This is a genomic window from Pseudomonas sp. JH-2, from assembly GCF_036231725.1.
In the GTDB taxonomy this organism is placed as follows: domain Bacteria; phylum Pseudomonadota; class Gammaproteobacteria; order Pseudomonadales; family Pseudomonadaceae; genus Pseudomonas; species Pseudomonas delhiensis.
On sequence record NZ_JAZAQP010000017.1, the window covers coordinates 53,002 to 79,609 of the forward strand.

Consider the following 26,608-nt stretch of genomic DNA (forward strand, 5'->3'; position numbering starts at 1 on the left):
GAATTCGCGAGGGTAGCCCGGCTTCATCGGGCCCGTATGTCGGGGCAAGCCTTTTTGGTTACTTTTGTGGCGACTGACAAAAGGGACTCGCCCGAGGGAGCGAAACAAGAGATATCCGAACACTCGGAGCGGCGCGCTACACCCAAACTCGACATCACTGGGTTTCCGCGTTCGCGGGAATGACGAGGGTGTGAGGATGGTGCCGGACTGGCAAGCCACTCCGAACAGCCCCCTCTCCCTTCAGGGAGAGGGCTGGGGAGAGGGTGCTCTTACACCCAACGCCGATGCCACCGACAAACCCCGTTCGCGAGCAAGCTCGCTCCTACAATCCACCATGAGGCACGGTATTCCCCCGTAGGAGCGGACTCCGTCTTACAGACAAGAAAAACCGGCCCCACAGGCCGGTTTTTCATCCCACAAGCGACCTCAGCGAATCAGGCTGAGAAACTCGCTGCGGGTGGCGGCGTTCTCGCGGAACTCGCCGAGCATCACCGAGGTGACCATGGAGGAGTTCTGCTTCTCCACGCCGCGCATCATCATGCACATGTGCTTGGCCTCGATGACCACCGCCACGCCCAGGGCGCCGGTGACCTGCTGCACGGCCTCGGCGATCTGCCGGGACATGTTCTCCTGGATCTGCAGGCGGCGGGCGTACATGTCGACGATGCGCGCCACCTTGGACAGGCCCAGCACCTTGCCGTTGGGGATGTAGGCCACGTGGGCCTTGCCGATGAAGGGCAGCAGGTGGTGCTCGCACAGCGAGTACAGCTCGATGTCCTTGACCAGCACCATCTCGCTGTTGTCGGAGCTGAACAGCGCGCCGTTGACGATCTCTTCCAGCGTCTGCTGGTAGCCGCGGCAGAGGTACTGCATGGCCTTGGCGGCGCGCTTGGGCGTGTCGAGCAGGCCTTCGCGGGTGACGTCCTCGCCGAGCTGGCTGAGGATCTCCGAATAGTTTTGTTCCAGGGACATGATCTACCTGTTGGGACTCGTTGAAGCGCAGGAGACGCAGGGTAGGGCGCGCGTCGCGCGCTGGCAAGGGCGCGGTGCGCCAGCGGGAGCGACGGATTATTCGTCGCGCCCCTCCAGCATGGTGCGGCGCAGCATCACGTAGAGCGAGCCGGTGCCGCCGTGGCGCGGCAGGGCCGAGGTGAAGCCCAGGACCTGCGGGTGCTGGCGCAACCAGGTGTTGACGTGGCTCTTGAGCAGCGGCCGGCGGCCGTCGGTGCGTGCCGCCTTGCCGTGGGTGACGCGCACGCAGCGGACTTCCAGGCGGGTGGCCTCGGCGAGGAAGTCCCAGAGCAGCTCGCGGGCCTTCTCGATGTTCATGCCGTGCAGGTCGAGGCTGCCCTCGAAGCCGATCTGGCCGGCCTTGAGCTTGCGCATCTGGCCTTCCTGGACGCCGTCGCGGGCCCAGTACAGCTCGTCCTCGGCGCCGACGTCGATGACGAACAGGTCGGACAATCCGTCGACGCGCAGGTTTTCCACCTTCGTCGTGGCGTTCTGCTGGCGCAGCCGGACCTGCTGGCGGTCGGCCCTGGGCTTGCCGGTGTCGGCCTGGTCCACCTCGATGCGCTTGACGCCGCGCATCTCGTTGGCGAACAGGGAAAAATCGTCGTCTTGCATGGAGCCTCCGCGAAGAGGCGGCATTCTAACGGATCACGGGCGCCTTGCGGCAAGCCCGCTCAGCCGCGCTTCTTCATCAGCCGCGGCGACAGGCTGAGGCCGTCGCCCCGCCGTGCGCGGCGCCGCGCCAGGCGCCAGAACAGCACGCCCAGCCACAGGGCGAGCAGGCCGATCACCAGCAAGACCGCGCCGGCCGCCGGTTCGATGTGCATCACCCCCGCCGCCGGTTGCCGGCGCAGCAACGCCGCGCCGCCGGCCAGGGCGCCGAGGACGCCGAACGCGGCGATCAGGGCGGCCACGGCGGCCACGAAACGCCAGCGCCAGCGGCCCGGTCGCTTCGGGCGCAGCGTGCGTGGATCGAAACTGTCGGACATCTTCATCCCGGCTTCCTCATCTGCTGAACGAGGCTATGACCGGTGTCGGCGGGAGGGGGTTCCGCCCCTGCGGGGAATGCCTGGCCCGCCCGTCCGGCGCGTGCCCGCTGGATGCGTTGCCTTACAGCCTAATAGCTGCGGCGGCAAGGCGCCGCCGCAGCGGGACGGACGGTGCTCAGATGAGCGCCTGGGCCTCGCCGACCACGGCGGCGAAGTTGTCGCCCAGGGCGGCCATTTCCGCGTGGTGCAGGTCGCGCGCCGAGAGCACGCCGCCATCCGGGGTGGGGATGTCGCGGGTGGCGCAGGCGGCGGTGACCAGGGTGCAGCGGTAGCCGTAGTCCTTGGCCGCGCGCACGGTGGTGCTGATGCTCGAATGGGTCATGAAGCCGCAGACGATGAGGTCCAGCCGGCCGTTGTGCTGCAGGCGGTCATGCAGCTCGGTGCCGGAGAAGGCGTTGGGCAGGCGCTTCTCCACCACCACCTCGCCGGGCAGCGGCGCCAGTTCGGGCAGGAACTGCCCGCGCGGGCCCTGCGGGTCGAGCAGGCCGCCGTGGATACCCAGGTGGCGCACGTGGACGATCGGGGTGCCCTGGCTGCGCGCGGCATCCAGCAGCAGGCGGATTTGTGCGACCGCCGGTTCCAGGCCGGGCAGGGCGAGGACGCCGCTGCGGTACTCTTCCTGGGCGTCGATGATCAGCAGCGTGCTCTGGCGGAGGGTGGCGGGCGGATAGCCGCGTCCGCTGATCTTCAGCATGCTGAGCGGTTGGGACATGACGTACTCCTGATGATGCGTATGCCACCATTGTGGTCTGTTCCGCGGGCGCTGTGAATCTATGCGAAACCCGCGCAAAGTGGTATTGACCCCCTCGACGCCGGTATGCGCCCGCTGTACGCCGCCTTGGGCTAGAATGCCGGGCTTTTGCCCGTTGCGAGGACCTTGCGCCGTGACCGAATCCCGTTTGCTGACCCTTCGAGACCATATCCGCTGGGCGGTCAGCCGCTTCCATGCCGAGGGGCTGTTCTTCGGGCATGGTACCGACAACGCCTGGGACGATGCGCGTCAACTGCTGCTCGGTGCGCTGCACCTGCCGTGGGAAATGGCCGATGCCTACCTGGACTGCCGCCTCGAGGACGACGAGCGCGACTACCTGCGCGAGCTGCTGCGCAAGCGCATCGAGGAGCGCGTGCCCACCGCCTACCTGCTGGGCGAGGCCTGGTTCTGCGACCTGCCCTTCGTGGTCGACGAGCGCGTGCTGGTCCCGCGTTCGCCCATCGCCGAGCTGATCCGCCAGCGCTTCGCGCCCTGGCTGGCGGCGGAGCCGGCGCGCATCCTCGACCTGTGCACCGGCTCGGGCTGCATCGGCATCGCCTGCGCCCACGAATTCCCCCGGGCGGAAGTGGTGCTGGCCGACCTGTCCTTCGACGCCCTGGAAGTGGCCAACGTCAACATCGAGCGCCACGAACTGGGCGAGCGCGTCTACACCGTGCAGGGCGACGGCTTCGCCGGCCTGCCGGGGCAGCGCTTCGACCTGATCGTGTCCAACCCGCCCTACGTCGACGCCGAGGACTTCGCCGACATGCCGGCCGAGTACCAGCACGAACCGGAACTGGGCCTGGCCTGTGGCGACGACGGCCTGGACCTGGTGCGGCGCATGCTCGCCGAGGCCGCCGACCACCTGACCGGGCAGGGCACCCTGATAGTCGAAGTAGGCAACAGCCAGGTGCACGTCGAGGCGCTGTACCCGGAGGTGGACTTCACCTGGCTGGAGTTCCGCCACGGCGGACACGGGGTGTTCCTGCTCTCGGCGAAGCAGTGCCGGGAGCACCAGGCGCTGTTCCGCTCGCGGGTGAACTGAGGCGCCGCGGGCCCTGCCCGCGATTTCGCGCGCAGGGGAATGGCGTGGGTGGGGCAGGCAGCGTAGGAGCGGATCTCATCCGCGAAACGCGCCGGAACGCCCGGCCATCGCGGACAAGGTCCGCTCCTACGGTTCCAGGAAGCACGGTCGTAGGCGCGGACTCCGTCCGCGATGGACCTCCGCGCAAAACCGAATCCCAGGCCTCAGTGCGTCGCCATCCAGATCAGCAGCCCCGCCTGGAACACCGCGAACACCGTCAGGCAGGCGATGATGAAGCGCAGGCTGGTGTCGTCGCGGCGGAAGGTCTCGATGCGCTGCTGCAGCTTGCGGATCTCGTTGTCCTGGCTGGCCAGGTTCTGGTCGGCCTGCTCCAGCATGGCCGCGGCGTCCAGCAGCGGCACCAGTTGCACCTTGTCCTTGTTCCAGTCGTCGTACAGCTCGCTCACCCGGCCGGCGCCGTAGCGGGCCTTGAGCAGGCGCGAGTCCTCGTAGTCCACGTCGAAGCCCTGGGCGCGCAGGAAATGGTCGCGGCGCAGGCGGATGTCCTCGTTGGGCGCGTCCTTCACCCCCAGGGTGCCGCCCTCGACCTTGTAGTGCGCCCACTTCTGCTTGGCCCAGGCGATGCCCTGGGCCAGCAGGAAGCGGCCCAGGCCGCGGTTGATCGGCTCCAGGGCGAAGCCGCTGTCGGCGCCGAAGCGCACTTCCTTGTTGCGGTGGTCGGCCCAGACTTCGAACAGGTTCTGCTCCTTGCGCAGGGCCTGGCCGGGCAGCTGGACGCTCAGGCGCAGCAGGCTCTGCTCCGGGGCGTGGCGTTCCACCCGGCCGAGCTGGACGAAGCGCAGAGCGCGGGTGCCGGTGTTGCGGTCGGTGGGCTGGGGCGCCAGGCGCAGCAGGCGGAAATGCTCCGGCGCCAGCTCCGCCCAGGGGTGGGGCGGGGCCGGTGCTTCGGCGGGGGCGGCGTCGTGGCTGCGCGGGTCGGCGTCGGTCATCGGAATCCTCGGGCCTGGCCGGCGGCCAGGGCTGGCTCAACTTCTGCAGGAGGCATGTGTAACGCCTTTCATACAGGGGTTAAGCGATTATCGACGCCGGGGCGGATTTCTTGAGACGTTCGTTTCAGCCCATGCCCTGGGCTGGCGGGTCCTGCGGGCGGACCCTGCGGATGAAATCGACCAGCCGCTGGACCAGGTCGCGGGCCAGCGGCAGGTTGGCGTCGTTGTAGGACGCCAGTTGCTTCTTCACGTCGGCCGGGACGATGCGCAGGATGTGGTTCATGCCGGACACCAGCTGCAGCTCGGCGTCTGGCCTTGCGCGGTGCAGGGCCTGGGCGTCGGCCACGTCGACCTGGATGTCGCTGGTGCCCTGCAGGATCAGCGTCGGCTGGCGCACCCGGGCCAGCGCCCGGGCCGGGTCGTGGCGGAACAGCGAGATCAGGTAGGGCTGCACGCTGGGGCGCAACAGCGCGTTCAGCTGCGCCGGCACCTCGGGCACCTGCCGGCCGGCGCGCAACTGGTCGAGGATGGCGTCGGCCCTGGCCAGCAGGGGTGGCGGCAGGCGCACCGAGAGCTGCTCGCGCAGGACCTTGTCGATCGGCCGGCCGCTGCCGGCGATCAGCACCAGGGCCGCGGCCCGGCTGCGCGGTGCGGCGAGGCTTGCGATCAGCGCGCCCTCGCTGTGGCCGACCAGCACCTGCGGGCCGAAGCGCGGGTCGGCGGCCAGCCGGTCGCTCCAGGCCACCAGGTCGTCGACGTAGCCGTCCACGCTCAGCTGCCGCTCGTCGGGGGCGGCGTCGCGGCTGCGGGCGACGCCGCGCTTGTCGTAGCGCAGGCTGGCGATGCCGTTGGCCGCCAGGGCCTCGGCCAGGCGCCGCAGGTAGGCGTTGTTGCCGCCCCCGGGGTTGTTGCCGTCGCGGTCGGTGGGCCCGGAGCCGGCCACCAGCACGGCCAGCGGCGGCGGGGTGGTGGCCTGGGGCAGCAGCAGGGTGCCGCGCAGCACGCCGTGGCCGGTGTCCAGGTCGTAGGGGCGTTGCAGGATGGTGGGGGAGGCGGCGTAGGTCATTGCGGCGAACAGCCAGCAGGAAAGAAGGGCGATGAGGCGCGGCATGGAAGGCTTCATGGAGTGCATGATAGCGGTTTGACGGCGCGCGCCGCTGAAGGTTCGCAGGGCCGAGTGTCGCAGGTATACTGCTGGGCCTTTTCGTTCATCCAAGTCTTCCGCGGAGCCTCGCATGTCCGGCAACACCTACGGCAAGCTGTTCACCGTCACCACCGCTGGCGAGAGCCACGGCCCGGCGCTGGTCGCCATCGTCGACGGCTGCCCGCCCGGCCTTGAACTGTCCCTGGAAGACCTGCAGCGCGACCTCGACCGGCGCAAGCCCGGCACCAGCCGGCACACCACCCAGCGCCAGGAGGCCGACGAGGTGGAAATCCTCTCCGGCGTGTTCGAGGGCAAGACCACCGGCACCCCGATCGGCCTGCTGATCCGCAACACCGACCAGAAGTCCAAGGACTACTCGGCGATCAAGGACCTGTTCCGCCCGGCCCACGCCGACTACAGCTACCACCACAAGTACGGCATCCGCGACTACCGCGGCGGCGGCCGTTCCTCGGCCCGCGAGACCGCCATGCGCGTGGCCGCCGGCGCCATCGCCAAGAAGGCCCTGGCGGCCCTGGGCATCAGCGTGCGCGGCTACATGAGCCAGCTGGGCCCGATCGAGATTCCCTTCAGGACCTGGGACAGCGTCGAGCAGAACGCCTTCTTCAGCCCCGACCCGGACAAGGTGCCGGAGCTGGAGGCCTACATGGACCAGCTGCGCCGCGACCAGGACTCGGTGGGCGCGAAGATCACCGTGGTCGCCGAAGGCGTGCCGCCGGGCCTGGGCGAGCCGATCTTCGACCGCCTGGACGCCGAGCTGGCCCATGCGCTGATGAGCATCAACGCGGTCAAGGGCGTGGAGATCGGCGCCGGTTTCGCCAGCGTCGCCCAGCGCGGCACCGAGCACCGCGACGAGCTGACCCCCGAAGGCTTCTTGTCGAACAACGCCGGCGGCATCCTCGGCGGCATCTCCAGCGGCCAGCCGATAGTCGCGCACCTGGCGCTCAAGCCCACCTCCAGCATCACCACCCCGGGCCGCTCCATCGACGTCAACGGCAACCCGGTGGAAGTGGTCACCAAGGGCCGCCACGACCCCTGCGTGGGCATCCGCGCCACCCCCATCGCCGAGGCGATGATGGCCATCGTGCTGCTCGACCACCTGCTGCGCAACCGCGCGCAGAATGCCGGGGTGAGCGTGGCAACCCCGGTGCTGGGCCAACTATGAGCTGCAGGCTACAGGCGGCAGGCTTCAGGAAACAGCGGCTTCTGCCTGCAGCCTGCCGCCTGTAGCCTGTGGCCGCTCCCCTGCCTTATTGGCGCCTGTCCAGCTTTTACTTCTTCTATTTCTGCCTGCTGGGCGGGACCGCGCCTTTCCTCGCCCTGTACTTCCACCACCTGGGCTTTTCCGCCGCGCGCATCGGCGAGCTGGTGGCCATCCCCATGCTGATGCGCTGCGTGGCGCCGAACCTGTGGGGCTGGCTGGGCGACCGCTCCGGCCAGCGCCTGCGCATCGTGCGTTTCGGCACGCTGTGCACCGCGGCATGCTTCGCCCTCATCTTCCTCGACCACAGCTACGCCTGGCTGGCGCTGGTGATGGCCGGGCACGCGTTCTTCTGGCACGCGGTGCTGCCGCAGTTCGAGGTCATCACCCTGGCCCACCTGGGCGAGCGCACCGCCAGCTACAGCCGCATCCGCCTGTGGGGCTCGATCGGCTTCATCTGCACCGTGGTCGGCCTCGGCCGGCTGTTCGAGGCCACCAGCCTGGACTACTACCCCTTGGCGCTGCTGGCGATCATGCTGGGCATCGTCGGCGCCAGCTGGTGGGTGCCCAACGCCCAGCCGGCCTGGCGCCACGGCGATGCGCCAGCCAGCGGCTTCCTGGCCCAGCTGCGCCAGCCGGGGGTGATAGCCTTCTACCTGTGCGTATGCCTGATGCAGCTGTCCCACGGCCCGTACTACACCTTCCTCACCCTGCACCTGGAGGCCCTCGGCTACAGCCGTGGGCTGATCGGCTGGCTGTGGGCCCTGGGGGTGGTGGCCGAGGTCCTGCTGTTCCTGGTGATGCCGCGCCTGCTCGGGCGTTTCAGCCTGCGCCAGGTGATGGCGGCGAGCTTCCTGCTGGCGGCGCTGCGCTGGCTGCTGCTGGGCAGCTTGGCCGACCACCTGGGCCTGCTGCTGTTCGCCCAGCTGCTGCACGCGGCCACCTTCGGCGCCTTCCACGCCGCGGCCATCCATTTCGTCCAGCGCAGCTTCCAGGCGCGCCAGCAGGGCCAGGGCCAGGCGCTCTACGCCGCCCTGGCCGGCACCGGCGGCGCCCTGGGCGCGCTTTACTCCGGCTACAGCTGGGCTAGCCTGGGTCCGGCCTGGACCTTCGCCATCGCCAGCCTCGCGGCCCTGGCCGCAGCCGTTATCATCGGTACCCGTCTGAAAGAGGAGCGGGCATGAGCGTCAACCGTGAACACCTGACCCGGCAGATCATCGAGGCCGGGCGCTTCCTGTACGGCCGCGGCTGGTCGCCGGCCACCAGCAGCAACTATTCCGCGCGCCTGGCCGCCGACCGCGCGCTGCTCACCGTCTCGGGCAAGCACAAGGGCCAACTAGGCGTCGACGACGTGCTGGAGACGGACCTGGCCGGCAACAGCCTGGAGCCGGGCAAGAAACCCTCGGCCGAGACCCTGCTGCACACCCAGCTCTACGCCTGGCGCCCGGAGATAGGCGCGGTGCTGCACACCCACTCGGTGAACGCCACCGTGCTCTCGCGCCTGACCCAGGGCGAGCGCCTGGAGCTGGAGGACTACGAGCTGCAGAAGGCCTTCGCCGGCGTCACCACCCACGAGGGCCGGGTGACGGTGCCGATCTTCGACAACGACCAGGACATCGCCCGCCTGGCGGCCAGGGTGCAGCCCTGGCTGGACGCCCACCCGGAGTGCCCCGGCTACCTGATCCGCGGCCACGGCCTGTACACTTGGGGGCCGCGCATGGAAGACGCCCTGCGCCAGGTGGAAGCCTTCGAATTCCTCTTCGAATGCGAACTGAAAGTCATGAGCCTTCGCGGCGGCACGCGCTGAGCGAATCCGGCAGCACCCCGAGGAAAAGACCATGAGCAGCCTGACCGTCTACCACGAATCCGCCCCCGAGCAGCCGCTGAAGCTGCTGACCCATGCCGAGGACATCGCCTCCACCCTGGCCGAGCTCGGCGTGCGCTTCGAGCGCTGGCAGGCCAGCGCGCCCATCGCCCCCGGCGCCAGCCCCGACGAGGTGCTGGCCGCCTATGCGGCGGAGATCCAGCGCCTGAAGGACGAGCAGGGCTACGTCACCGTCGACGTGGTCAGCCTGAACGCCGACCACCCGCAGAAGGACGAGCTGCGCGCCAAGTTCCTCGACGAGCACCGCCACGGCGAGGACGAGGTGCGCTTCTTCGTCGCCGGCCGCGGGCTGTTCAGCTTGCACGTCGAGGACCACGTCTACGCCGTGCTCTGCGAGAAGAACGACCTGATCTCGGTGCCGGCCGGTACCCGCCACTGGTTCGACATGGGCGAGCGCCCGCACTTCGTGGCCATCCGCTTGTTCAACAACCCCGAGGGCTGGGTGGCGAAGTTCACCGGCGACGGGATCGCCGGGCGCTTCCCGCTGCTGGAAGACTGACACACCACAGCTCTTCGTAGGAGCGAGCTTGCTCGCGAACGAACCCCGCTGCGGAATCCGTTCGCGAGCAAGCTCGCTCCTACACGGCTACACCTTCCCGCCCGGGATATGAGGCGGGCTTCTGGAGTCCCCATGCCGATCAAAGCCATCCTCACCGACATCGAAGGCACCACCAGCGCCGTCAGCTTCGTTTTCGACGTGCTCTTCCCCTACGCCGCCGCGCACCTGCCGGACTTCGTTCGCGAGCACGCCGACAAGCCCGACGTGGCCGCGCAGCTGGACGCTGTGCGCGCCGAGAGCGGCGAGGCCGGGGCCGACGTCGAGCGCTGCATCGCCATCCTCCTGCAATGGATAGCCGAGGACCGCAAGGCCACGCCGCTGAAGGCGCTGCAGGGCATGGTCTGGGAACAGGGCTACCGCGCCGGCCAGCTCAAGGGCCACGTCTACCCGGACGCGGTGGAGGCGCTGCGCCGCTGGAAGGCCGAGGGCTACGACCTGTATGTCTACTCCTCCGGCTCGATCCAGGCGCAGAAGCTGATCTTCGGCTGCTCCGAGGCCGGCGACCTGACGCCGCTGTTCTCCGGCTACTTCGACACCACCAGCGGGCCCAAGCGCGAGGCCGCCTCCTACGCGCGCATCGTCCAGGCCATCGGCCTGCCGGCGGAGCAGGTGCTGTTCCTCTCCGACGTGGTGCAGGAACTGGACGCGGCCCGCGAAGCCGGCCTGGCGACCACCGGCCTGGCCCGCGAGGGCGGCGCCCTGGAAGGCCACGAGACCCTGGCCAGCTTCGCCCTGATCGACCCGGCCCGCTGCTGAGGCCGCCGCCGTCTATGCTGGAGGGCGTACCTCCAGCAGCGGGAGCGGCGCCATGGGTTCGACCTTCAACGGGCTGATCGGCCTGATCATCTTCGCCCTCGACGTCTGGGCGATCATCAGCGTGCTCAAGAGCAGTGCGGAGGTGCCGATCAAGATCATCTGGGTGCTGGTGATCCTCATCCTGCCGCTGCTCGGCCTGGTGATCTGGGCGATCGCCGGGCCGAAGGGCAACGTCCGCGTGTAGTAGAGCTTTTCGTAGGAGCGAGCTTGCTCGCGAATGGAGTTTCCCGGTGGCGTTGGCGTATTCGGTTGACTCCGTTCCCTCTCCCCAACCCTCTCCCTGAAGGGAGAGGGGGCTGTCCTGAGCGGCCTGGAGGTCAGGCGCAGTCCTTACACCTCGTCATTCCCGCGAACGCGGGAACCCAGCGACTGATGGTCAGATTCCCGCACCAGAGCTTGTCATTCTGGGTCTCGTCAGCCACTGCAATTACAGGATCACTCCGAACCCACGGCATGCAGAGGACAGCTCCCTCTCCCTTCAGGGAGAGGGCTGGGGAGAGGGGCGGAGTTTCTCCAGAACACGAAACCTCCCGGGAAACCCCATCAAACCAGCTCCAACTCCCGCGAGGCCCCCACCATCACCCCCTCCAGCCGCAGCAGCGCCTCCTTGCGCGGCAGGCCGCCGCCGTAGCCGGTCAGGCTGCCGTCGCGGCCGATCACCCGGTGACAGGGGATGATGATGCTGATCGGGTTGGCGCCGTTGGCCGCGCCCACCGCGCGCACCGCCTTCGGCCGGCCGATGCGTTCGGCCAGGTCGGCGTACCAGGTGGTGTGGCCGTAGGGGATCTGCGTGAGCGCGTGCCAGACCTGGCGCTGGAACTCGGTGCCGCGGGGCGCCAGGGGCACGTCGAAGACCTTGCGCTTGCCGGCGAAGTATTCGTCCAGCTGGCGCATCACCTCATCTAACTGGTGGCTGGCCTCGCGCCAGTCCGGGCCCGGCTCGTGGCCTTCGAAGGGCGTCATGTAGAGCATCCGCAGGCCCTGCTCGTCGCCGGCCAGCAGCAGGCGGCAGAGGGGGCTGTCGTAGTAGCGGTAGTGCATGGCTTCATCCTCCGATGCGGCTGCCTTGCGAGTAGGCTTGCCAGAGATAGACGGCGGCGTAGGCGCGCCAGGGGCGCCAGGCCTCGGCGCGGCGTTGCAGGTCGCGGGCGGCGATGCCGGCCTCGCCCCAGACCGGCGACTTGAGCAGGCCCAGGTCGGCGGCGGGGAAGGCGTCGGCCTCGCCGAAGGCGCGCAGGGCCACGTATTCGGCGGTCCAGGGGCCGATGCCGGGCAGCTCGCAGAGGCGCTTCACCAGCGCTTCGGCGCCATCGTCCACGTGCAGTTCCAGGGCGCCCTCGGCCACCGCGGCGGCGAAGCGCTGCAGGCTGGCCACGCGCTTGCCGGGCATGCCGATGCCGGCCAGGTCCGCCTCGGCCAGGGCCCGCGGGGTAGGGAAGAGGTGCTGCGGGCCGTCGGCCACGGCGTTGCGCAGGGGCTGGCCGAGGCGCTGCACCAGGCGGCCGGTGATGGTCACCGCGGCCTTCACCGTGACCTGCTGGCCGACGATGGCGCGCACCGCCTGCTCGAAGGGGTCGAAGGCGCAGGGCAGGCGCAGCCCCGGCCAGGCCTCGACGAGCGGGCGCAGCAGCGGGTCGGCGCCCAGGTGCGCGGCCACCGCCCGCGGGTCGCTGTCCAGGTCGAACATCTTGCGCACCCTGGCGGCCAGCGGGGCGCTGTCGGCGGCGCCGTCCAGGTGCAGTTCCAGGCGCAGGGCCGGCTCGCCGGCCAGCGGGCGGATGTCCATCCAGCCGGGCACGCCGTCCAGGCGCAGGCTGCGCCGGTAGTGGGCCTCGCCCAGGGTTTCCACCCCGGCCAGGCGGCGCAGGGCGAAATGCTCGTGAAACTGCCGCCAGTCCCAGGGCGGCTGGTAGGGCAGGTGCAGGACGAGGGGGGCGATGGCTGTGTTCATGGCGCTGACCATAACCCGCCGCCGCCGCGCTGTCGTCCCGCAGCTGACTTTCAAACTGTATGGGCACAGCGAGTGGGTTCGACCTGTCATGCCTCGCACAGTAGAATGCGCGCCTTTCACGGCCGGCCCTCGGCCCGCTTCATTCACCGTCGAACCGGGAGACCGCCCATGCGCGACTACCAGGAAACCCTCTACGAAGGCTACGGCCAGCGTTTCAGCGTCGACCAGCTGCTGCACGAGGTGCGCACCGAGCACCAGCACCTGGTGATCTTCGAGAACGCCCGCATGGGCCGGGTGATGGCCCTGGACGGGGTGATCCAGACCACCGAGGCCGACGAGTTCATCTACCACGAGATGCTCACCCACGTGCCCATCCTCGCCCACGGCGCGGCCAGGCGCGTGCTGATCATCGGCGGCGGCGACGGCGGCATGCTGCGCGAGGTGTGCAAGCACGCCGGCGTCGAGCACATCACCATGGTCGAGATCGACGGCACCGTGGTCGACATGTGCAGGCAGTTCCTGCCGCGCCACTCCAACGGCGCCTTCGACGACCCGCGCCTGGACCTGGTGATCGACGACGGCATGCGCTTCGTCGCCACCACCGAGCGCAAGTTCGACGTGATCATCTCCGACTCCACCGACCCCATCGGCCCGGGCGAGGTGCTGTTCTCCGAGAACTTCTACCAGGCCTGCCACCGCTGCCTGAACCCGGGCGGCGTGCTGGTCACCCAGAACGGCACGCCCTTCATGCAGCTGGACACCGTGCGCAACACCGCCGGGCGGATGAACGGCCTGTTCGCCGACTGGCACTTCTACCAGGCGGCGGTGCCCACTTACATCGGCGGCGCCATGACCTTCGCCTGGGGCGCTACCGATCCGGCGCTGCGCCAGGTGCCGCTGGAAACCCTGCGCCAGCGCTTCGCCGCCAGCGGCATCGCCACCGGCTACTACAACCCGGAAATCCACCAGGGCGCCTTCGCCCTGCCGCAGTACGTGCTGCAGGCCATCGGCAAGCCGCACAACGACTGACCGGCGCGCGCCGCCGGGACCGCCCGGCGGCGACGACTCTTTTTTCACCCGCATTGGGCATAATCCCCCGCCTCGGCGGCGATTCTTAAGGTCCGGCTAATCTTGCCCGACTAGAATGCGCCGCCGGCTTCCACGCCCCCGCCCCGCGGCGGCGTGGCGGCCATGCGTCCCTCGCCCGTGCCGGGGAGGGCGCCCGAAACCGAAAGTCGCAGAATACGGAACCTGACCATGGGCCAATCGGAAGTCCTGAATACCCGCCAGCGCGCGGCCAACCTCGCGCGCGCGACGGTGTCCAGCCACCTGGGGTTCATCCTGCTCAGCAGCCTGGCGCTGATGCTGATGTTCTCGCTGCTGCGCCTGGCGCTGCTGATCTACAACCGCGAGCTGATCGGCGACACCCCGGCCAGCACCTTCGTCGAGGCCTTCCTCACCGGGGTGCGCTTCGACATCCGCGCGGTGGTGCTGATAGTCGCGCCGATGATCTTCGCCCTGGTCAGCGTCACCGCCATGCGCTGGCGCATGCTCTGGCGCGTCTGGCTGACCGCCCTGGCCAGCCTGACGCTGTTCCTCGGCGTGCTCGAGCTGGACTTCTACCGCGAGTTCCACCAGCGCCTGAACAGCCTGGTGTTCCAGTACATGTCTGAAGACCCGAAGACGGTCATGAGCATGATCTGGTACGGCTACCCGGTGGTCCGCTACCTGCTGGCCTGGGCCGTGGCCACCTGGCTGCTGTTCATGCTGTTCCGCGGCGTCGACCGCGCCACCCGGCCCAGCACCGTGGGCGCCTCGGCCGCCGCCTGGTACCTGCGCGTCGCCGCCCTGCTGGTGGTGGTGCTGGTGGCGGGTGTCGCCTACCGCGGCACCCTGCGCCAGGGCCCGCCGCTGCGCTGGGGCGATGCCTTCACCACCGACTCCATGTTCGCCAACCACCTGGGCCTGAACGGCTCCATGACCCTGCTCAAGGCCGCCGAGGACCGCTTCGGCGAGGACCGCGCGAACATCTGGAAGGCCACCCTGCCCGACGACCAGGCCCGCGACACCGTGCGGCAGATGCTGCTGACGCCCAACGACAAGCTGGTCGACGCCGACGACGCGGCCATCCGCCGCGACTTCACCCCGCCGGCCGAAGGCACGCTGCCGGGCGTGAAGAACGTGGTGGTGATCCTCATGGAAAGCTTCGCCGGCCACTTCGTCGGCGCCCTGGGCGCGCCGGGCAACATCACCCCGTACTTCGACAAGTTGTCGAAGGAGGGCCTGCTGTTCACCCAGTTCTTCTCCAACGGCACCCATACCCACCAGGGCATGTTCGCCACCATGGCCTGCTTCCCCAACCTGCCGGGCTTCGAGTACCTGATGCAGACGCCGGAGGGCGGCCACAAGTTCTCCGGCCTGCCGCAGCTGCTCAGTGCGCGCCAGTTCGACGACGTCTACGTCTACAACGGCGACTTCGCCTGGGACAACCAGTCCGGCTTCTTCGCCAACCAGGGCATGACCACCTTCGTCGGCCGCAACGACTTCGTGAACCCGGTGTTCTCCGACCCGACCTGGGGCGTGTCCGACCAGGACATGTTCTCCCGCGGCAACGAGGAACTGGACCGCCTGGCCGCCACCGGCAAGCCGTTCTACGCCCTGCTGCAGTCGCTCTCCAACCACGTGCCCTACGCCCTGCCCAAGGACCTGCCGGTGGAGCGCGTGACCGGCAACGGCAGCCTCGACGAGCACCTGACCGCCATGCGCTATTCCGACTGGGCGCTGGGCCAGTTCTTCGAGAAGGCGAAGAAGTCCCCCTACTACAAGGACACCCTGTTCGTGGTGGTGGGCGACCACGGCTTCGGCGCGCCGGAGCAGCTGACCGAGATGGACCTGTTCCGCTTCAACGTGCCGCTGCTGATCATCGCCCCGGGCATCCAGGAGAAGTACGGCAGCAGCCGCGACACCGTCGGCACCCAGATCGACATAGTGCCGACCATCATGGGCCGCCTGGGCGGCGAGGTGCGCCACCAGTGCTGGGGCCGCGACCTGCTGAACCTGCCGGCCGGCGACAAGGGCTTCGGCGTGATCAAGCCCTCGGGCAGCGAACAGGTGGTGGCCATCCTTTCCGGCAACCGCATCCTGATCAAGCCCAAGGAAGGCGACATCCGCGTGTACGACTACCAGGTCGGCGCCCACCCCAAGGCCGACCGTGTGCAGAACGTGCCGGACGAGGCCGAGCTGAAGAAGCGCCTGGAGTCCTTCATCCAGACCGCCACCCGCAGCCTGCTGAACAACACCACCGGCGTGGTGGACAGCAAGCCGGACAGCGACTGACCGGCGCATGATGGAAAAGGGGCCCGCGGGCCCCTTTTTCGTGGGCGGTGCTTTAAAATTTGGTTATAAATTAAGTCGATATTGATATAAGCGCTTATAAGGAAAGCCGCTATCCTGCCCGCCGGTTTTCGCGGGCCGCTCATGGCTTTCAGGAAGGGTTGATGGAATTCGGCGTCCTTGGTTTCGTTGTCGCAGGCTTGGTGGTCGGGTTCATCGTGGGCATGACCGGTGTCGGCGGCGGTTCGCTGATGACGCCCATCCTGCTCTGGTTCGGCATCAACCCGGCCGCCGCCGTGGGCACCGACCTGCTGTACGCGGCCATCACCAAGTCCGGCGGCGTGCTGGTGCACACCCGGCACAGGAACGTCGACTGGCGCATCACCGGCTGGCTGACCCTCGGCAGCGTGCCGGCGGCGGGCCTGACCCTACTGTTCCTGCACAGCCTGGGCGCCGACACCCAGGCGCTGAACACCGTGATCAAGCACGCCCTGGGCGTGGTCCTGCTGCTCACCGCCCTGGCCATCCTGTTCAAGCAGAAGCTGCTGGCCTTCGCCCACAGGCACGCCGGCGACCACTACCACCTGGGCGGCACCAGCCTGAACAGCCTCACGGTGCTGACCGGCGTGGTGCTCGGCGCCATGGTCGCGCTGACCTCCATCGGCGCCGGCGCCCTGGGCACGGTGGCGCTGTTCGTGCTCTACCCCTTCCTCGCCACCCGCCGCCTGGTGGGCACCGAGATCGCCCACGCGGTGCCCCTGACCCTGGTGGCCGGCCTGGGCCACGCCAGCATGGGCAACATGGACTGGCAACTGCTGGGCTACCTGCTGTGCGGCTCGCTGCCGGGCATCTACCTGGGCAGCCACCTGTCCGGGCGCATTTCCGACAGCGTCCTGCGGCCGTGCCTGGCGGTGATGTTGTTCAGCATTGGCTACAAGCTGGTGTTCTGAGCCGGTTCGGCGGTTCTCTGGGTTCGTAGGAGCGAGCTTGCTCGCGAGCCTTGGACTCGCACTCCGCCCTCAACCTCGTCATTCCCGCGAACGCGGGACGCGGCTCCATCGCGAACAGCGCTTGCGCTGGCCCGAAGGGGAATAACCCAGAGACTTTTGCGTTGGGCTCGGTGTAGCGCGCCGCTCCGAGTGCGTTGATATCTCTCGTTTCGCCCCCTCGGGCGAGTCCCTTTTGTCAAACGCCACAAAAGGAACCAAAAAGGCTTGCCCCGCATACGGGCCCGATAAAGCCGGGCTACCCTCGCGAACTCCCCCGCCACGGAGGCCCGCCCCGACAGCACGTCCCTGTGCTGATCGGGGCTCTAGCGACATCCATGTCGCATGACCTCCTGAGCGCCGGTTTCGCTCGGCCTTCTGAAGGGGCGTTCCGGTGCGCTCGGTTGTTTCTCTGGAAACCCGTAGGGCGCCGGCCACGCCGGACACCTCGGTGGCACGGCCAACGGCGGATAACCGCGAACGGTTATTCGCCCTACGAGTTTGCCGGCTGACGCTGCGTTATCCGCTTGCTCGGGACAGCCCCCTCTCCCTTCAGGGAGAGGGTTGGGGAGAGGGGGCGGACTTCGCCCACGCACCTCTGCCACCCCTGACGCCGCTCCCCCTCCCTAACCCTCCCCCGCAAGCGGGAGAGGGGACCGTTCGGCGTGAGGCGGAATCACGAAGCTCCCGGGTTTCCCGTAGGGCGCATAACGCCTACGGCGTTATCCGCCGAATCGCGGACAAGGTTCGCTCCTACGGTTCCAGGTAGCACGGGCGTAGGAGCGGACTCCGGCCGCGCCAATCGTCAGGCATCGCTGCCCGGGCCAACGGTTTTCCCGACGGGGCACCAGAAACCCCATTCGGCCCGCGCCCGCTAGAACCGCTTCGTCGCCCGCGCCACCACGGTCGCCGTGCAGATGTCCTTGAAGCCCTGCCAGTTGTAGCACTCGCTCTGCGACAGGTCGGTGTCGATGTAGCTCAGCGACCAGTCGATGCCGACGAACTCCCTGTCCAGGCGCGCCTCCCATTCGTGGTAGGTGCTGCGGGTGCCGCCGTCGCCGGCGAGGTAGAGTGGGTCCTTGGCGTCGTTGCGGCCGTAGCGCAGCTTGGCCTGGAACCCGGCCGGCAGCTCGAAGCCGTAGCCGACGTAGCTGTAGAGCTGGCTCTGGTCCTTGCCGAAGTAGGTGGTGATGTCCTTCGAGTAGTAGCTGGCCAGCTCGAAGCCGTAGGCGTTGAGGATGGCGTAGACCTCGCTCTGGTTGAACTGGCCTTCCTTCGGGTAGCGGTACTGGATGTAGCCCAGGTCCAGGCTCACCGCGTCCGTGGCCTGCCAGTACCAGCCGGCGTAGTAGTCCAGTTCCTGGCGGGTCTTGAGGCCGTAGCCGAAGTCGACGTTGGAGCTCCACACGCCGAGGTACAGGCCGCTGCTGTGCTGCAGGGTGGCGCCGGCCTGGATGGCCGGGTCGTTCTGCGTCTGCGAGATGCCGCGGGAGCGGTAGTCGCTGGCCAGGGTGGCCTCCAGCTGGACCGAGAGGTCGTCGGTCAGCTCCAGCGCGTGGCTGCTGGTGAAAGGCGCGCAGGCGAGCGCCGCGCCGAGGACGAGAGCGTTGTACTTCATGGACTTACCCTTTGTTGTGATTGTGTGGGCAGGAAAAAGCCCGCGCAGCCCCCTCCCGCCGGCGAGCCGGGAAGCGCAAAGGGAAGGGGCGGCGGGAAGGGCCGGGCTTCAAGTGGCCCGGCATTGGAGCGAACGGTTTCAGAGGCCCTGCTGGCCGTCGGCGCGGTAGACCTCGCGGCCGCCGAACAGGGTGTGCAGCACCCTGGCCTCGCCCAGTTCGGCGTCGGGGACGTTGAACAGGTCGCGGTCGAGCACCACCAGGTCGGCCTGCTTGCCGGGGGCCAGGCTGCCGATCTTCCCGTCGAGGCCGATGGCCTTGGCGGCGTTGAGGGTGTACGCGTAGAACATCGTCTGGCGGTCGATGCGCTGCTCGGGGTTGAGCACGCCCTTCGGGCCCTGGCGCGTCACCGCCTGGTACATGGCCTTCAGCGGGTCGGGGGTGGACACCGGCCAGTCGCTGGCCCCGGCGATGGTGGCGCCGGCGTCCAGCAGCGATTTCGCCGGGTACATGTAGCGGAAGGCGTCGTCGGCGATGTAGGGCTTGACCAGGTCGAGGGTGTAGTCCTCGGCGGTGGCCCAGTCCAGCTGCATCGAGGCGATCACCCCGAGTTGCCTGAAGCGCGGGAAGTCCGCCGGGTTGACCAGTTGCAGGTGGGTGATGGAGTGGGTCACGCCGCTTTGCCGGTCCTTGCGCGCCTGGGCGATGCCGTTGAGCGACTCGCGCACCGCGCGGTCGCCGATGGCGTGGATGTGCACCAGCCAGCCGCGGGCGTCGGCGGCGCTGACCAGCTCGCCGAAGTGCTGCGGGTCCAGCAGCAGCTCGCCGGGCTTGTGCAGGTTCTTGTAGTCCTCCAGCAGCGAGGCGGACTGCGCCGGGTACTCCAGCACGCCGTCGGCGAACACCTTGATCCCCGGCAGGCTCAGGTTGGGGATGCCCTGGAACTGCTGGCGCACCTTGTCGATCACCGCCAGGTCCGCCGGGCGGCTCTTCGGGTTGACCACCAGCAGCGCGGCGACGTGGGCGCTGAGCTGGCCGTTGCGTGCCAGGTCGCGGTACACCGGCAGCACGCCGAGGGTGTGCTCGGTGGGCTTGATGTCGAACAGCGCCTGGCCCGGGCTGCCGTTGGCCGCCGGGTCCATCCAGGCGGTGATGCCCAGGCTGTTGTTGTACTGCACGGCGGCCAGGCCGGCGCGGTCGAGGGTCTGCTGGTCGGCGGCGGGCATGGCTTCGGCCACGCGGTCGAAGCCGGAGTCGACGACGAAGCCGGTGGGGGTGAAGTCCTTGGCGTGGGCGATGTTCTGCTGCTCGCTGGCCGGCAGCGAGCGCACCCGCCTGGCGTCGAGCCCGGCGCGCTGGAGCATGGCGGCGTTGGCCCAGGCGGTGTGGTGGTCGCTGCCGATGAAGACGATGGGCACCTTCGCCCATTCGCCGGCGTTGAAGATTTTCGCCAGCCCCTCGGACTGGGACCAGTAGCTGGAGTGCATGCCGTTGAGCACCAGGATGTCGCCGACCCTGGCCTTGCCGTTGTCGCGGGCCTCGCGCAGGCGCTGTGCCAGCTCGTCGAGGCCGACCTGTTCGTCCTGCATGCTCGCGGCGATCAGCTCCAGGCCGCCGAAGATGGAATGCGAGTGGCTGTCGATGAAGCCGGGCATCAGCAGCTTGCCGCCGAGGTCGACCTGGCGGCTGTGGGCGTCGCCGAGGGCGCGCACTTCCTGGTCGCTGCCGACCTTCAGCACCTTGTCGCCGGCGATGGCCACCGCCTGCTGCAGCGGCTGCCCGGGCTCGGCGGTGAAGACCTTGGCGTTGTACAGGATCAGGTCCGCGGTTTGTGCGTGGGCTTCCAAAGTACCCAGTGCGATTGCGACAGCGAGTGCGCCCTTGATGAGCCTTCGCATGACTTCCCCTTGCTTGGTGGTTGATTTTTATTGGTCTGCACAAGAGGCTACTGGCCGGGGGCTATTCCCCGAAAGCCAGTCGCTGGCACAAGACTTGTGAAAAATTGGAAAGAATATGGACAGGTTCAGCAGCCTAGCCCTCTTCGTCGCCTGCGCCGAGACCGGCAGTTTCAGCCGCGCCGCCGAGCAGCAGGGCAAGACCCCCTCGGCGGTGACCAAGGCCATCGGCCAGCTGGAGGCCAGCCTCGGCGCACGCCTGTTCGAGCGCACCACGCGCAGCATGGCGCTGACCGAGGCCGGGCAGCTGTACCTGGACAGCGCCCGCGAAGTGCTGGCGCGCATGCACGAGACCGCCGAGGAAATCGGCCAGCTGCAGCACAGCCTGCGCGGCAGCCTGCGGATCACCGCGCCGCTGGCCTTCGGCGCGGCCTTCCTCAACGACGTCTGCGCCGACTTCCTCATCCAGCACCCGGACCTGCGCCTGCAGGTGGACCTCAGCGACAGCTACGTCGACCTGCTCGACGGCCGCTACGACCTGGCCCTGCGCCTGGGCCACAGCAACCTGCCGGGGCTGATCGTGCGGCCGCTGGTGGAGAACCGCGTGGCGCTCTGCGCCAGCCCCGAATACCTGGCGCGCCGCGGCGAGCCCCGGCACCCGCTGGAGCTGGCCGAGCACGACCGCCTGACCTACTGGCACCCGGCGCTGGACACCCGCTGGTGGCTGGAGCGCGATGGCGAGCGCTTCTCCATCCTGCGCGAGGGGCGCCTGAGCAGCGACAACCACGAGCTGCTGCTGGCCGCCTGCCTGAAGGGCAGGGGGCTGATGCCCTGCCCGCTGTGGAGCGCCTTGCCGTACCTGCGCGACGGGCGCCTGTGCAGCGTGCTGGACGACTACTACTTCGACCCCGATGCCTTCGGCCAGCGCATCCTCGCCGTCTACCCCAGCCACAGGCGCGCCACGCGCAAGATCCTCGCCTTCATCGAGCACCTGGAAGGCGCCCTGCGCCAGCTCGGCATCGAGGCCTGACTAGCGGCCGCGGAAACGCCCCGGCGGCACGCCCTTCCAGCGCTTGAAGGCGTGGATGAAGTTGGACACCTCGCCATAGCCCAGGCGCTCGGCGATCTCCTCCAGGCGGATGGCGCCGGTGCCCAGCAGTTCCTCGGCCAGGGCCTGGCGCACCTCGTCGAGCAGGGCGCGGTAGCTGCTGCCCTCGTCCTGCAGGCGGCGGCGCAGGGTGCGCGAGGTCATGTGCAGCTCCTGCGCCACCTGCTCCATGTCCGGCAGGCGCCCCGGGGTGCGCAGCAGGCGGTCGCGGATGCGCCCGGCCAGGCCGCCCAGCTCCTGGCGCCGGGCCAGCAGGGCGCGGCATTGTTCCTCGCAATGCCGGGCCACCTGCGGATTGGCGCCGGGCAACGGCAGGTCGAGGGCGGCGCTGGCGAAGACGACGCGGTTGGCGGCCTGGCCGAACGCCGGCTCCACGCCCAGTTCGGCCAGGTACAGGCGGGTGTCGGCGGGGCGCGGGCGGCGGAATTCGGCGCGCAGGACCGGCAGCGGGCGCCCGGTCAGGTCGCGCTGGATGCGCAGCACGCCGCCCAGGTCGCGTTCGCAGGCGAAGGCGCGGATGTCCTCCGGCACGGCGGCGTCGTCCAGCAGCAGGCAGGCCTCGGCGCCGTCCTCCTGCAAGTCCAGGCGGGTGAACACGTAGGTCAGCCCCAGGTAGCGCAGGCCCAGGTGCGCGGCGCCGCGGAAGTTCGGGCTGCTGAGCAGGGCGAAGCCCCAGATGCCGTAGGCGTTCAGGTGGTAGCGCAGGCCGGCCTGCAGGCCGCTGCCGGCGGGCAGGCGCTGCGCCAGGTTGCGCAGCACCTGCAGCTCGCAGCGGGCGTCGATCTCGCGGGCCGGGTCGGCCAGCACCGCCAGGTCCAGGCCGCTGCCGTGCAGGCAGTCCTCCAGGGCCAGGCCGTGGTCGAGGCCGAACTGGGTGAGCAACTGCACGCTCAGGGCGCTGCGGCGGGTGGGCCAGGGCTGGTCGGGCATCGGCGGCTTTGTCCGGAAATCACAATTTAATGTCCGACTATGCCATAACCCGGCGCGGGAGGTGGCACTAGCCTATGCTCATCCGCCAGCGCGGCGGACGACGGCAGGCCTTGCGGGGCCGCCGTCCAGCCAAAATCGGGAGCACAACAATGCACAATACTTCCCGTGATCCGGCACCCTTGCGCGTGCTGATCATCGGCGCCGGCTTCGGCGGCCTGGGCCTGGCCATCCGCCTGCAGCGGGCCGGCATCCACGACTACCTGATCCTCGAGAAAGCCGCCGACGTCGGCGGGGTATGGCGCGAGAACAGCTACCCCGGCGCCGCCTGCGACGTGCCTTCGCACCTGTATTCCTTCTCCTTCGAACCCAAGGCCGACTGGACGCGCAAGTTCGCGCCCCAGGCGGAGATCCTCGACTACCTGCGCCACTGCGCCGACAAGTACGGCCTGCGCCCGCGCATCCGCTTCGGCTGCGAGGCGGTGGACGCCTGCTTCGACGAGGCCGCCGGGCAGTGGGCGGTGCGCTGCGCCGACGGGCAGACGCTGCGCGCCCGCGCCCTGGTCTGCGCCACCGGCCAGCTGAGCCGGCCGCTGTACCCGCGCATCCCCGGCCTGGAGGGTTTCCGCGGCGCGGCCTTCCACTCGGCGCACTGGGACCACCGCGCCGACCTGCGCGGCAAGCGGGTGGCGGTGATCGGCACCGGCGCCAGCGCCATCCAGTTCGTCCCGCGCATCGCCCCGCAGGTGGCCGAGCTGCTGCTGTTCCAGCGCAGCGCGCCCTACGTGATCGCCAAGCCGGACCGCCCCTACGCCGCCTGGGAACGCCGGCTCAAAGCGCGCCTGCCCTGGCTGCAGCGCCTGGACCGCGGCCTCAAGTACCTGCAGCACGAGTCACGGGTGCTGGCCTTTTCCACCTTCCCGCCGCTGATGAAGTTCATGCAGCTGAGCTTCCGCCTGAACCTGCGCCGCGGCATCGCCGATGCGCAACTGCGCCGGCGGTTGATCCCGGACTACCCGCTGGGCTGCAAGCGCATCCTCATCAGCAACGACTACTACCCGGCGCTGGCGCGGGACAACGTACGGGTGATCGACACCGGCATCGAGCGGGTGACCGAGGACGCCATCGTCACCCGCGACGGCCAGCGCCACCCGGTGGACGCCATCGTCTTCGGCACCGGCTTCGCCGCCACCGAGTTCCTCGCCCCCATGCGCATCCAGGGCCTGGGCGGGCGCTGGCTGGAACAGGCCTGGGCCGAGGGCGCCGAGGCCTACAAGGGCATCAGCGTCAGCGGCTTCCCCAACCTGTTCATCCTCTACGGGCCGAACACCAACCTGGGGCACAACTCCATCGTCTACATGCTGGAGAGCCAGTTCCCCTACGTGCTGGCCTGCCTGCGCCACCTCGACGAGCAGGGCCTGCGCTACCTGGACGTGCGGCCCGCCGTGCAGAGCGCCTACAACCAGGCCCTGCAGCAGGGCCTGCAGCACACCGTGTGGGAGAGCGGCTGCGACAGCTGGTACAAGACCGCCGCCGGCCGCAACACCAACAACTGGCCGGGCTTCACCTTCCGCTACCGCCAGCAGACCCGTCAGCCGGAGTTCGCCGACTATGAATGCGCCCGTTGAGTTCGCCCCGCCGGTCTCCCTCTCGCAGCGCCTGCTCGCCGGCCTGCTGCGCGGCACCCTGCGCCTGCTGTTCCGCGGGCTGATGCGCCCGTCGATCCCGGTGCCGATGCAGCGCCGGGTGCTGAATGCGCTTACCGCCGCCACCCTGACCCCGCGCGGCGTGCAGCGCGGCGCGGAAGTCATCGCCGGGGTGCCCTGCGAATGGCAGCGCGCGGGCCAGGGCGAAGGCCGCACGCTGCTCTACCTGCACGGCGGCGCCTACCTGGTGGGCTCGCCGGCCACGCACCGGGCGATCACCGCCAACCTGGCGCGCCTGGGCCGGCTCGACGTGTGCGCGGCGGACTACCGCCTGGCCCCGGAGCACCGCTTCCCGGCGCCGCTGGAGGATGCCCTGGCGGTGTACCAGGCGCTGCTGGCGCGCGGCCAGGACCCGGCGCGGCTGGCCGTGGCCGGGGATTCGGCCGGCGGCCACCTGACCCTGCAACTGGCCGTGGCGCTGAAGGAGCGCGGCCTGCCGCTGCCCGGCGCGCTGGTGGTGTTCTCGCCGGTCACCGACGTCAGCTGCGCCCAGTGGCACCAGCCAAAGGCCGGCGACCCGCTGATCGGCCGCGCCTGGGTGGAAAGCGCCATCGCGATGTTCTGCCCGCCCGGCGTGGCGCGCGACTCGGCGCAGTTGTCGCCGCTGTTCGCCGACCTTTCCGGGCTGCCGCCGCTGCTGATCCAGGTCGGCGAGGACGAAGTGCTGCGCAACGACAGCCTGCGCCTGGCCGGCGCGGCGCGTAAGCGGGGCGTGGACGTCACCCTGCAGCGCTACCGCGACTGCTGGCACGTGTTCCAGGCCCATGCCGGGGTGCTGCGCATCGCCGACCAGGCCCTGGGCGAGGTGGCGGGCTTCCTCGGCCGGCACCTCGGGGGAGGGCGCTGATGGACAGCATCCTGATCACCGGCGCGGCCTCGGGCATAGGCGCGGCCAGCGCGCGGCTGTTCCATGCCCGCGGCTGGCGCGTCGGCCTGCTGGACCTGAACGCCCAGGCCCTGGCCGGGCTCGCCGCCGAACTGGGCGGCGCCTGGCAGCGGGCGCTGGACGTCACCGACACGGCGGCGGTGCGCGAGGCGCTGGCGGATTTCGTCGGCGCCGGCGACGGCCGCCTGCGCCTGCTGTTCAACTGCGCCGGCATCCTGCGTTTCGGCCGCTTCGAGGAGATCCCGGCGCAGGAGCATGGCCGCCTGCTGGCGATCAACGTCCAGGGCCTGCTCAACTGCTGCCACGCCGCCTTCGCCCACCTCAAGGCCACCCCCGGCGCCCAGGTGCTGAACATGGGCTCGGCCTCCGGCCTGTACGGCGTGCCGGAGATGGCCACCTATTCGGCCTCGAAGTTCGCCGTGCGCGGCTTCACCGAGGCGCTGGAGCTGGAATGGCGGCGCCACGGCATCCGCGTCGCCGACCTGATGCCGCCCTTCGTGCGCACGCCCATGGTCACCAGCCAGGGCTACGAGCCGCCGGTGCTGCGCCGCCTGGGCGTGCGCCTGCGGGCCGAGGACATCGCCGCGGCGGCCTGGCGCCAGGCCCACAGCACCCGGGTGCACCGGCCGATCGGCGCGCTGTTCCGGGCCATGTACTGGTCCGGCCAGCTGTCGCCGCCGGCGCTCAACCGCTGGGTGATGGGCTGGCTCAGCCGCGAGTGAGCGCAGGGGGCTTGCACTGCCGTGGTGCAGCCCGGATGCTGTAGGGCCCGTCCGCAGCCGCAGGAGGTTGGCTGCCGGGCCCTTCCGCCCACCGCAAGGAAGCCGCCATGCCCTTCGCCTATTTCTGCCTGGCCCTGTCGATGCTGCTGGTCGGCGGCAACATCGCCATCGGCAAGCTGGTGCTGGAAGAACTGCCCGTCTACCTGTTCGCCCTGCTGCGCTTCCTCATCGCCAGCCTGGTGCTGCTGCCCGGCCTGGCCCTGTCGCGGGTGCGCGCGGGGCTGGATGGCGGCGCCTGCCGCGGGCTGTTCCTGCAGGCCTTCTTCGGCTGCTTCCTGTTCAGCCTGTGCATGCTGCACGGTGTGCAACTGACCTCGGCGACCAGCGCCGGCATCATCACCAGCGCCACGCCCAGCGTCATCGCCCTGCTGGCCTGGCTGTGGCTGCGCGAGCGCCTGGAGCCGCGCAGCCTGCTGGCCATCGCCCTGGCGGTGCTGGGCATCGCCGCGCTGAACCTGCTGGAGCGCCCGGCGGGCGGCCGCAGCGGCGTGGCGGGCAACGCCCTGGTGCTGGGCGCCGTGCTCGCCGAGGCGCTGTTCGCCATCTATTCGCGGCGCCTGTCGCTGCACCTGCACCCCTGGGCGATGGCCCTGGGCGTCAACCTCGCCGGGCTGCTGCTGTTCCTGCCCCTGGCGCTGCCCGAGGCGCGGGCGCTGGACTGGCGCGCAGTGCCGGCGGCGACCTGGGGCTGGACGCTGTTCTACGCCCTGAGCGCCAGCGTACTGTCGTTCCTGCTGTGGTACCGCGGCATTTCCCGGGTGCAGGCCAACGTCGCCGGGCTGTTCACCGGGCTGATGCCGGTGGGCTCGGCGCTGGTGGGCGTGAGCCTCCTGGGCGAACGCTTCGGCGCTGGCCACGCCCTGGGCATGGCCCTGGTGCTGGCGGCCCTGCTGCTGGCGACGCGCCCCGCGGCGCTGCCGCCCGTCGCCGCCGAACGTACCGACTGACCG

26 protein-coding genes are annotated in these 26,608 nt (G+C 69.5%); 15 read left to right on the forward strand and 11 right to left on the reverse strand.

Features of this window, described 5'->3' with window-relative positions:
- Nucleotides 1-426 precede the first annotated feature (426 nt).
- The 4 genes from folE to VV867_RS14130 all read right to left on the reverse strand — a co-directional run bounded on the left by folE (nt 427) and on the right by VV867_RS14130 (nt 2,772).
- Complete coding sequence (gene folE, locus VV867_RS14115) at nt 427-972, reverse strand: GTP cyclohydrolase I FolE (protein ID WP_089394489.1); 546 nt, start codon at nt 970-972, stop codon at nt 427-429.
- Nucleotides 973-1,068: 96 nt separating this feature from the next.
- Nucleotides 1,069-1,626, reverse strand: coding sequence for a Smr/MutS family protein (locus VV867_RS14120; protein WP_328566720.1), 558 nt, complete (start codon nt 1,624-1,626; stop codon nt 1,069-1,071).
- A gap of 59 nt (nt 1,627-1,685) precedes the next feature.
- Nucleotides 1,686-2,006 (reverse strand): hypothetical protein, encoded by a 321-nt coding sequence (locus tag VV867_RS14125; protein WP_009618630.1) that lies wholly within the window; start codon nt 2,004-2,006, stop codon nt 1,686-1,688.
- Between the two features lie 169 nt (nt 2,007-2,175).
- Nucleotides 2,176-2,772, reverse strand: coding sequence for a cysteine hydrolase family protein (locus tag VV867_RS14130; protein ID WP_109933832.1), 597 nt, complete (start codon nt 2,770-2,772; stop codon nt 2,176-2,178).
- 172 nt (nt 2,773-2,944) lie between these two features.
- Here VV867_RS14130 and prmB point away from each other — a divergent pair, with 172 nt between their 5' ends.
- Nucleotides 2,945-3,856: a 50S ribosomal protein L3 N(5)-glutamine methyltransferase gene (prmB, locus tag VV867_RS14135; protein ID WP_328566721.1), complete on the forward strand. Its 912-nt coding sequence runs from the start codon at nt 2,945-2,947 to the stop codon at nt 3,854-3,856.
- 203 nt (nt 3,857-4,059) lie between these two features.
- Here prmB and VV867_RS14140 read toward each other — a convergent pair whose 3' ends face one another.
- Both VV867_RS14140 and VV867_RS14145 read right to left on the reverse strand, forming a co-directional pair.
- Nucleotides 4,060-4,845, reverse strand: a complete 786-nt coding sequence (locus VV867_RS14140; RefSeq protein WP_328566722.1) for a hypothetical protein — start codon at nt 4,843-4,845, stop codon at nt 4,060-4,062.
- Nucleotides 4,846-4,969: 124 nt separating this feature from the next.
- A complete protein-coding gene (locus VV867_RS14145) occupies nt 4,970-5,968 on the reverse strand; it encodes an alpha/beta hydrolase (RefSeq protein ID WP_328566723.1) in 999 nt (332 codons plus the stop codon).
- A 112-nt stretch (nt 5,969-6,080) separates the two neighbouring features.
- Here VV867_RS14145 and aroC point away from each other — a divergent pair, with 112 nt between their 5' ends.
- The 6 genes from aroC to VV867_RS14175 all read left to right on the forward strand — a co-directional run bounded on the left by aroC (nt 6,081) and on the right by VV867_RS14175 (nt 10,652).
- Complete coding sequence (aroC, locus tag VV867_RS14150; protein ID WP_109933600.1) at nt 6,081-7,172, forward strand: chorismate synthase; 1,092 nt, start codon at nt 6,081-6,083, stop codon at nt 7,170-7,172.
- Between the two features lie 68 nt (nt 7,173-7,240).
- Entirely contained in the window at nt 7,241-8,392 is a 1,152-nt protein-coding gene (locus tag VV867_RS14155; protein ID WP_328566724.1) for an MFS transporter, read from the forward strand.
- The gene (locus VV867_RS14160) at nt 8,389-9,015 is read left to right on the forward strand and encodes a methylthioribulose 1-phosphate dehydratase (protein ID WP_328566725.1); all 627 of its coding nucleotides are present in this window, start codon (nt 8,389-8,391) and stop codon (nt 9,013-9,015) included. Before VV867_RS14155 ends, VV867_RS14160 begins: the two co-directional genes overlap by 4 nt.
- Nucleotides 9,016-9,046: 31 nt before the next feature.
- Nucleotides 9,047-9,592 carry a 1,2-dihydroxy-3-keto-5-methylthiopentene dioxygenase gene (locus tag VV867_RS14165; RefSeq protein WP_328566726.1) on the forward strand — a complete coding sequence of 182 codons (546 nt, stop codon included), beginning with the start codon at nt 9,047-9,049 and terminating at the stop codon, nt 9,590-9,592.
- A gap of 132 nt (nt 9,593-9,724) precedes the next feature.
- Nucleotides 9,725-10,408 (forward strand): acireductone synthase, encoded by a 684-nt coding sequence (gene mtnC / locus VV867_RS14170; RefSeq protein WP_275629693.1) that lies wholly within the window; start codon nt 9,725-9,727, stop codon nt 10,406-10,408.
- Between the two features lie 52 nt (nt 10,409-10,460).
- Nucleotides 10,461-10,652 carry a PLDc N-terminal domain-containing protein gene (locus VV867_RS14175; RefSeq protein WP_109933596.1) on the forward strand — a complete coding sequence of 64 codons (192 nt, stop codon included), beginning with the start codon at nt 10,461-10,463 and terminating at the stop codon, nt 10,650-10,652.
- Between the two features lie 359 nt (nt 10,653-11,011).
- Here VV867_RS14175 and VV867_RS14180 read toward each other — a convergent pair whose 3' ends face one another.
- Together VV867_RS14180 and VV867_RS14185 are read right to left on the reverse strand one after the other, a co-directional pair.
- Nucleotides 11,012-11,509 carry a methylated-DNA--[protein]-cysteine S-methyltransferase gene (locus tag VV867_RS14180; RefSeq protein WP_328566727.1) on the reverse strand — a complete coding sequence of 166 codons (498 nt, stop codon included), beginning with the start codon at nt 11,507-11,509 and terminating at the stop codon, nt 11,012-11,014.
- Between the two features lie 4 nt (nt 11,510-11,513).
- Nucleotides 11,514-12,419 carry a DNA-3-methyladenine glycosylase family protein gene (locus VV867_RS14185; RefSeq protein WP_328566728.1) on the reverse strand — a complete coding sequence of 302 codons (906 nt, stop codon included), beginning with the start codon at nt 12,417-12,419 and terminating at the stop codon, nt 11,514-11,516.
- A 168-nt stretch (nt 12,420-12,587) separates the two neighbouring features.
- Between VV867_RS14185 and speE the strand changes: the two genes are divergently transcribed.
- The 3 genes from speE (at nt 12,588) to VV867_RS14200 (ending at nt 16,702) form a co-directional block, all read left to right on the forward strand.
- Entirely contained in the window at nt 12,588-13,448 is an 861-nt protein-coding gene (gene speE, locus VV867_RS14190; RefSeq protein WP_109933593.1) for a polyamine aminopropyltransferase, read from the forward strand.
- 228 nt (nt 13,449-13,676) lie between these two features.
- On the forward strand, nt 13,677-15,755 hold the full coding sequence (locus VV867_RS14195; RefSeq protein WP_275629695.1) for an LTA synthase family protein: 2,079 nt from the start codon (nt 13,677-13,679) through the stop codon (nt 15,753-15,755).
- Between the two features lie 161 nt (nt 15,756-15,916).
- Nucleotides 15,917-16,702, forward strand: a complete 786-nt coding sequence (locus VV867_RS14200) for a sulfite exporter TauE/SafE family protein (protein WP_109933591.1) — start codon at nt 15,917-15,919, stop codon at nt 16,700-16,702.
- A gap of 910 nt (nt 16,703-17,612) precedes the next feature.
- On the opposite strand, the gene VV867_RS14205 is transcribed toward VV867_RS14200, so the two are convergent.
- Nucleotides 17,613-18,356, reverse strand: a complete 744-nt coding sequence (locus tag VV867_RS14205) for a TorF family putative porin (protein ID WP_275629696.1) — start codon at nt 18,354-18,356, stop codon at nt 17,613-17,615.
- A gap of 138 nt (nt 18,357-18,494) precedes the next feature.
- Nucleotides 18,495-20,252 carry an amidohydrolase gene (locus VV867_RS14210; RefSeq protein ID WP_328566729.1) on the reverse strand — a complete coding sequence of 586 codons (1,758 nt, stop codon included), beginning with the start codon at nt 20,250-20,252 and terminating at the stop codon, nt 18,495-18,497.
- A gap of 115 nt (nt 20,253-20,367) precedes the next feature.
- Between VV867_RS14210 and VV867_RS14215 the strand changes: the two genes are divergently transcribed.
- A complete protein-coding gene (locus tag VV867_RS14215; protein WP_109933049.1) occupies nt 20,368-21,279 on the forward strand; it encodes a LysR family transcriptional regulator in 912 nt (303 codons plus the stop codon).
- Here VV867_RS14215 and VV867_RS14220 read toward each other — a convergent pair whose 3' ends face one another.
- On the reverse strand, nt 21,280-22,287 hold the full coding sequence (locus VV867_RS14220; protein ID WP_328566730.1) for an AraC family transcriptional regulator: 1,008 nt from the start codon (nt 22,285-22,287) through the stop codon (nt 21,280-21,282). It lies immediately after the preceding gene.
- Nucleotides 22,288-22,436: 149 nt separating this feature from the next.
- Between VV867_RS14220 and VV867_RS14225 the strand changes: the two genes are divergently transcribed.
- The 4 genes from VV867_RS14225 (at nt 22,437) to VV867_RS14240 (ending at nt 26,605) form a co-directional block, all read left to right on the forward strand.
- Nucleotides 22,437-23,912, forward strand: coding sequence for a flavin-containing monooxygenase (locus VV867_RS14225; protein ID WP_328566731.1), 1,476 nt, complete (start codon nt 22,437-22,439; stop codon nt 23,910-23,912).
- Complete coding sequence (locus VV867_RS14230) at nt 23,896-24,837, forward strand: alpha/beta hydrolase (protein WP_328566732.1); 942 nt, start codon at nt 23,896-23,898, stop codon at nt 24,835-24,837. Before VV867_RS14225 ends, VV867_RS14230 begins: the two co-directional genes overlap by 17 nt.
- Nucleotides 24,837-25,598, forward strand: coding sequence for an SDR family oxidoreductase (locus VV867_RS14235; protein WP_328566733.1), 762 nt, complete (start codon nt 24,837-24,839; stop codon nt 25,596-25,598). The genes VV867_RS14230 and VV867_RS14235 overlap by 1 nt, the downstream gene beginning before the upstream one ends.
- A gap of 107 nt (nt 25,599-25,705) precedes the next feature.
- On the forward strand, nt 25,706-26,605 hold the full coding sequence (locus VV867_RS14240; RefSeq protein ID WP_328566734.1) for a DMT family transporter: 900 nt from the start codon (nt 25,706-25,708) through the stop codon (nt 26,603-26,605).
- Nucleotides 26,606-26,608 lie beyond the last annotated feature (3 nt).

Excerpts from the sequence above, each read along its gene's own strand:
- speE (WP_109933593.1), top strand. The coding sequence starts at position 12,588 with ATGCGCGACTACCAGGAAACCCTCTACGAAGGCTACGGCCAGCGTTTC.
- VV867_RS14180 (WP_328566727.1), bottom strand. The coding sequence starts at position 11,509 with ATGCACTACCGCTACTACGACAGCCCCCTCTGCCGCCTGCTGCTGGCC.
- VV867_RS14145 (WP_328566723.1), bottom strand. The coding sequence starts at position 5,968 with ATGAAGCCTTCCATGCCGCGCCTCATCGCCCTTCTTTCCTGCTGGCTG.
- VV867_RS14225 (WP_328566731.1), top strand. The coding sequence starts at position 22,437 with ATGCACAATACTTCCCGTGATCCGGCACCCTTGCGCGTGCTGATCATC.
- VV867_RS14195 (WP_275629695.1), top strand. The coding sequence starts at position 13,677 with ATGGGCCAATCGGAAGTCCTGAATACCCGCCAGCGCGCGGCCAACCTC.
- VV867_RS14130 (WP_109933832.1), bottom strand. The coding sequence starts at position 2,772 with ATGTCCCAACCGCTCAGCATGCTGAAGATCAGCGGACGCGGCTATCCG.
- VV867_RS14165 (WP_328566726.1), top strand. The coding sequence starts at position 9,047 with ATGAGCAGCCTGACCGTCTACCACGAATCCGCCCCCGAGCAGCCGCTG.
- VV867_RS14175 (WP_109933596.1), top strand. The coding sequence starts at position 10,461 with ATGGGTTCGACCTTCAACGGGCTGATCGGCCTGATCATCTTCGCCCTC.
- VV867_RS14230 (WP_328566732.1), top strand. The coding sequence starts at position 23,896 with ATGAATGCGCCCGTTGAGTTCGCCCCGCCGGTCTCCCTCTCGCAGCGC.
- VV867_RS14120 (WP_328566720.1), bottom strand. The coding sequence starts at position 1,626 with ATGCAAGACGACGATTTTTCCCTGTTCGCCAACGAGATGCGCGGCGTC.
- VV867_RS14235 (WP_328566733.1), top strand. The coding sequence starts at position 24,837 with ATGGACAGCATCCTGATCACCGGCGCGGCCTCGGGCATAGGCGCGGCC.
- VV867_RS14200 (WP_109933591.1), top strand. The coding sequence starts at position 15,917 with ATGGAATTCGGCGTCCTTGGTTTCGTTGTCGCAGGCTTGGTGGTCGGG.
- VV867_RS14125 (WP_009618630.1), bottom strand. The coding sequence starts at position 2,006 with ATGAAGATGTCCGACAGTTTCGATCCACGCACGCTGCGCCCGAAGCGA.
- VV867_RS14160 (WP_328566725.1), top strand. The coding sequence starts at position 8,389 with ATGAGCGTCAACCGTGAACACCTGACCCGGCAGATCATCGAGGCCGGG.
- VV867_RS14205 (WP_275629696.1), bottom strand. The coding sequence starts at position 18,356 with ATGAAGTACAACGCTCTCGTCCTCGGCGCGGCGCTCGCCTGCGCGCCT.
- folE (WP_089394489.1), bottom strand. The coding sequence starts at position 972 with ATGTCCCTGGAACAAAACTATTCGGAGATCCTCAGCCAGCTCGGCGAG.
- VV867_RS14220 (WP_328566730.1), bottom strand. The coding sequence starts at position 22,287 with ATGCCCGACCAGCCCTGGCCCACCCGCCGCAGCGCCCTGAGCGTGCAG.
- VV867_RS14185 (WP_328566728.1), bottom strand. The coding sequence starts at position 12,419 with ATGAACACAGCCATCGCCCCCCTCGTCCTGCACCTGCCCTACCAGCCG.
- mtnC (WP_275629693.1), top strand. The coding sequence starts at position 9,725 with ATGCCGATCAAAGCCATCCTCACCGACATCGAAGGCACCACCAGCGCC.
- VV867_RS14240 (WP_328566734.1), top strand. The coding sequence starts at position 25,706 with ATGCCCTTCGCCTATTTCTGCCTGGCCCTGTCGATGCTGCTGGTCGGC.
- VV867_RS14210 (WP_328566729.1), bottom strand. The coding sequence starts at position 20,252 with ATGCGAAGGCTCATCAAGGGCGCACTCGCTGTCGCAATCGCACTGGGT.
- VV867_RS14140 (WP_328566722.1), bottom strand. The coding sequence starts at position 4,845 with ATGACCGACGCCGACCCGCGCAGCCACGACGCCGCCCCCGCCGAAGCA.
- aroC (WP_109933600.1), top strand. The coding sequence starts at position 6,081 with ATGTCCGGCAACACCTACGGCAAGCTGTTCACCGTCACCACCGCTGGC.
- VV867_RS14215 (WP_109933049.1), top strand. The coding sequence starts at position 20,368 with ATGGACAGGTTCAGCAGCCTAGCCCTCTTCGTCGCCTGCGCCGAGACC.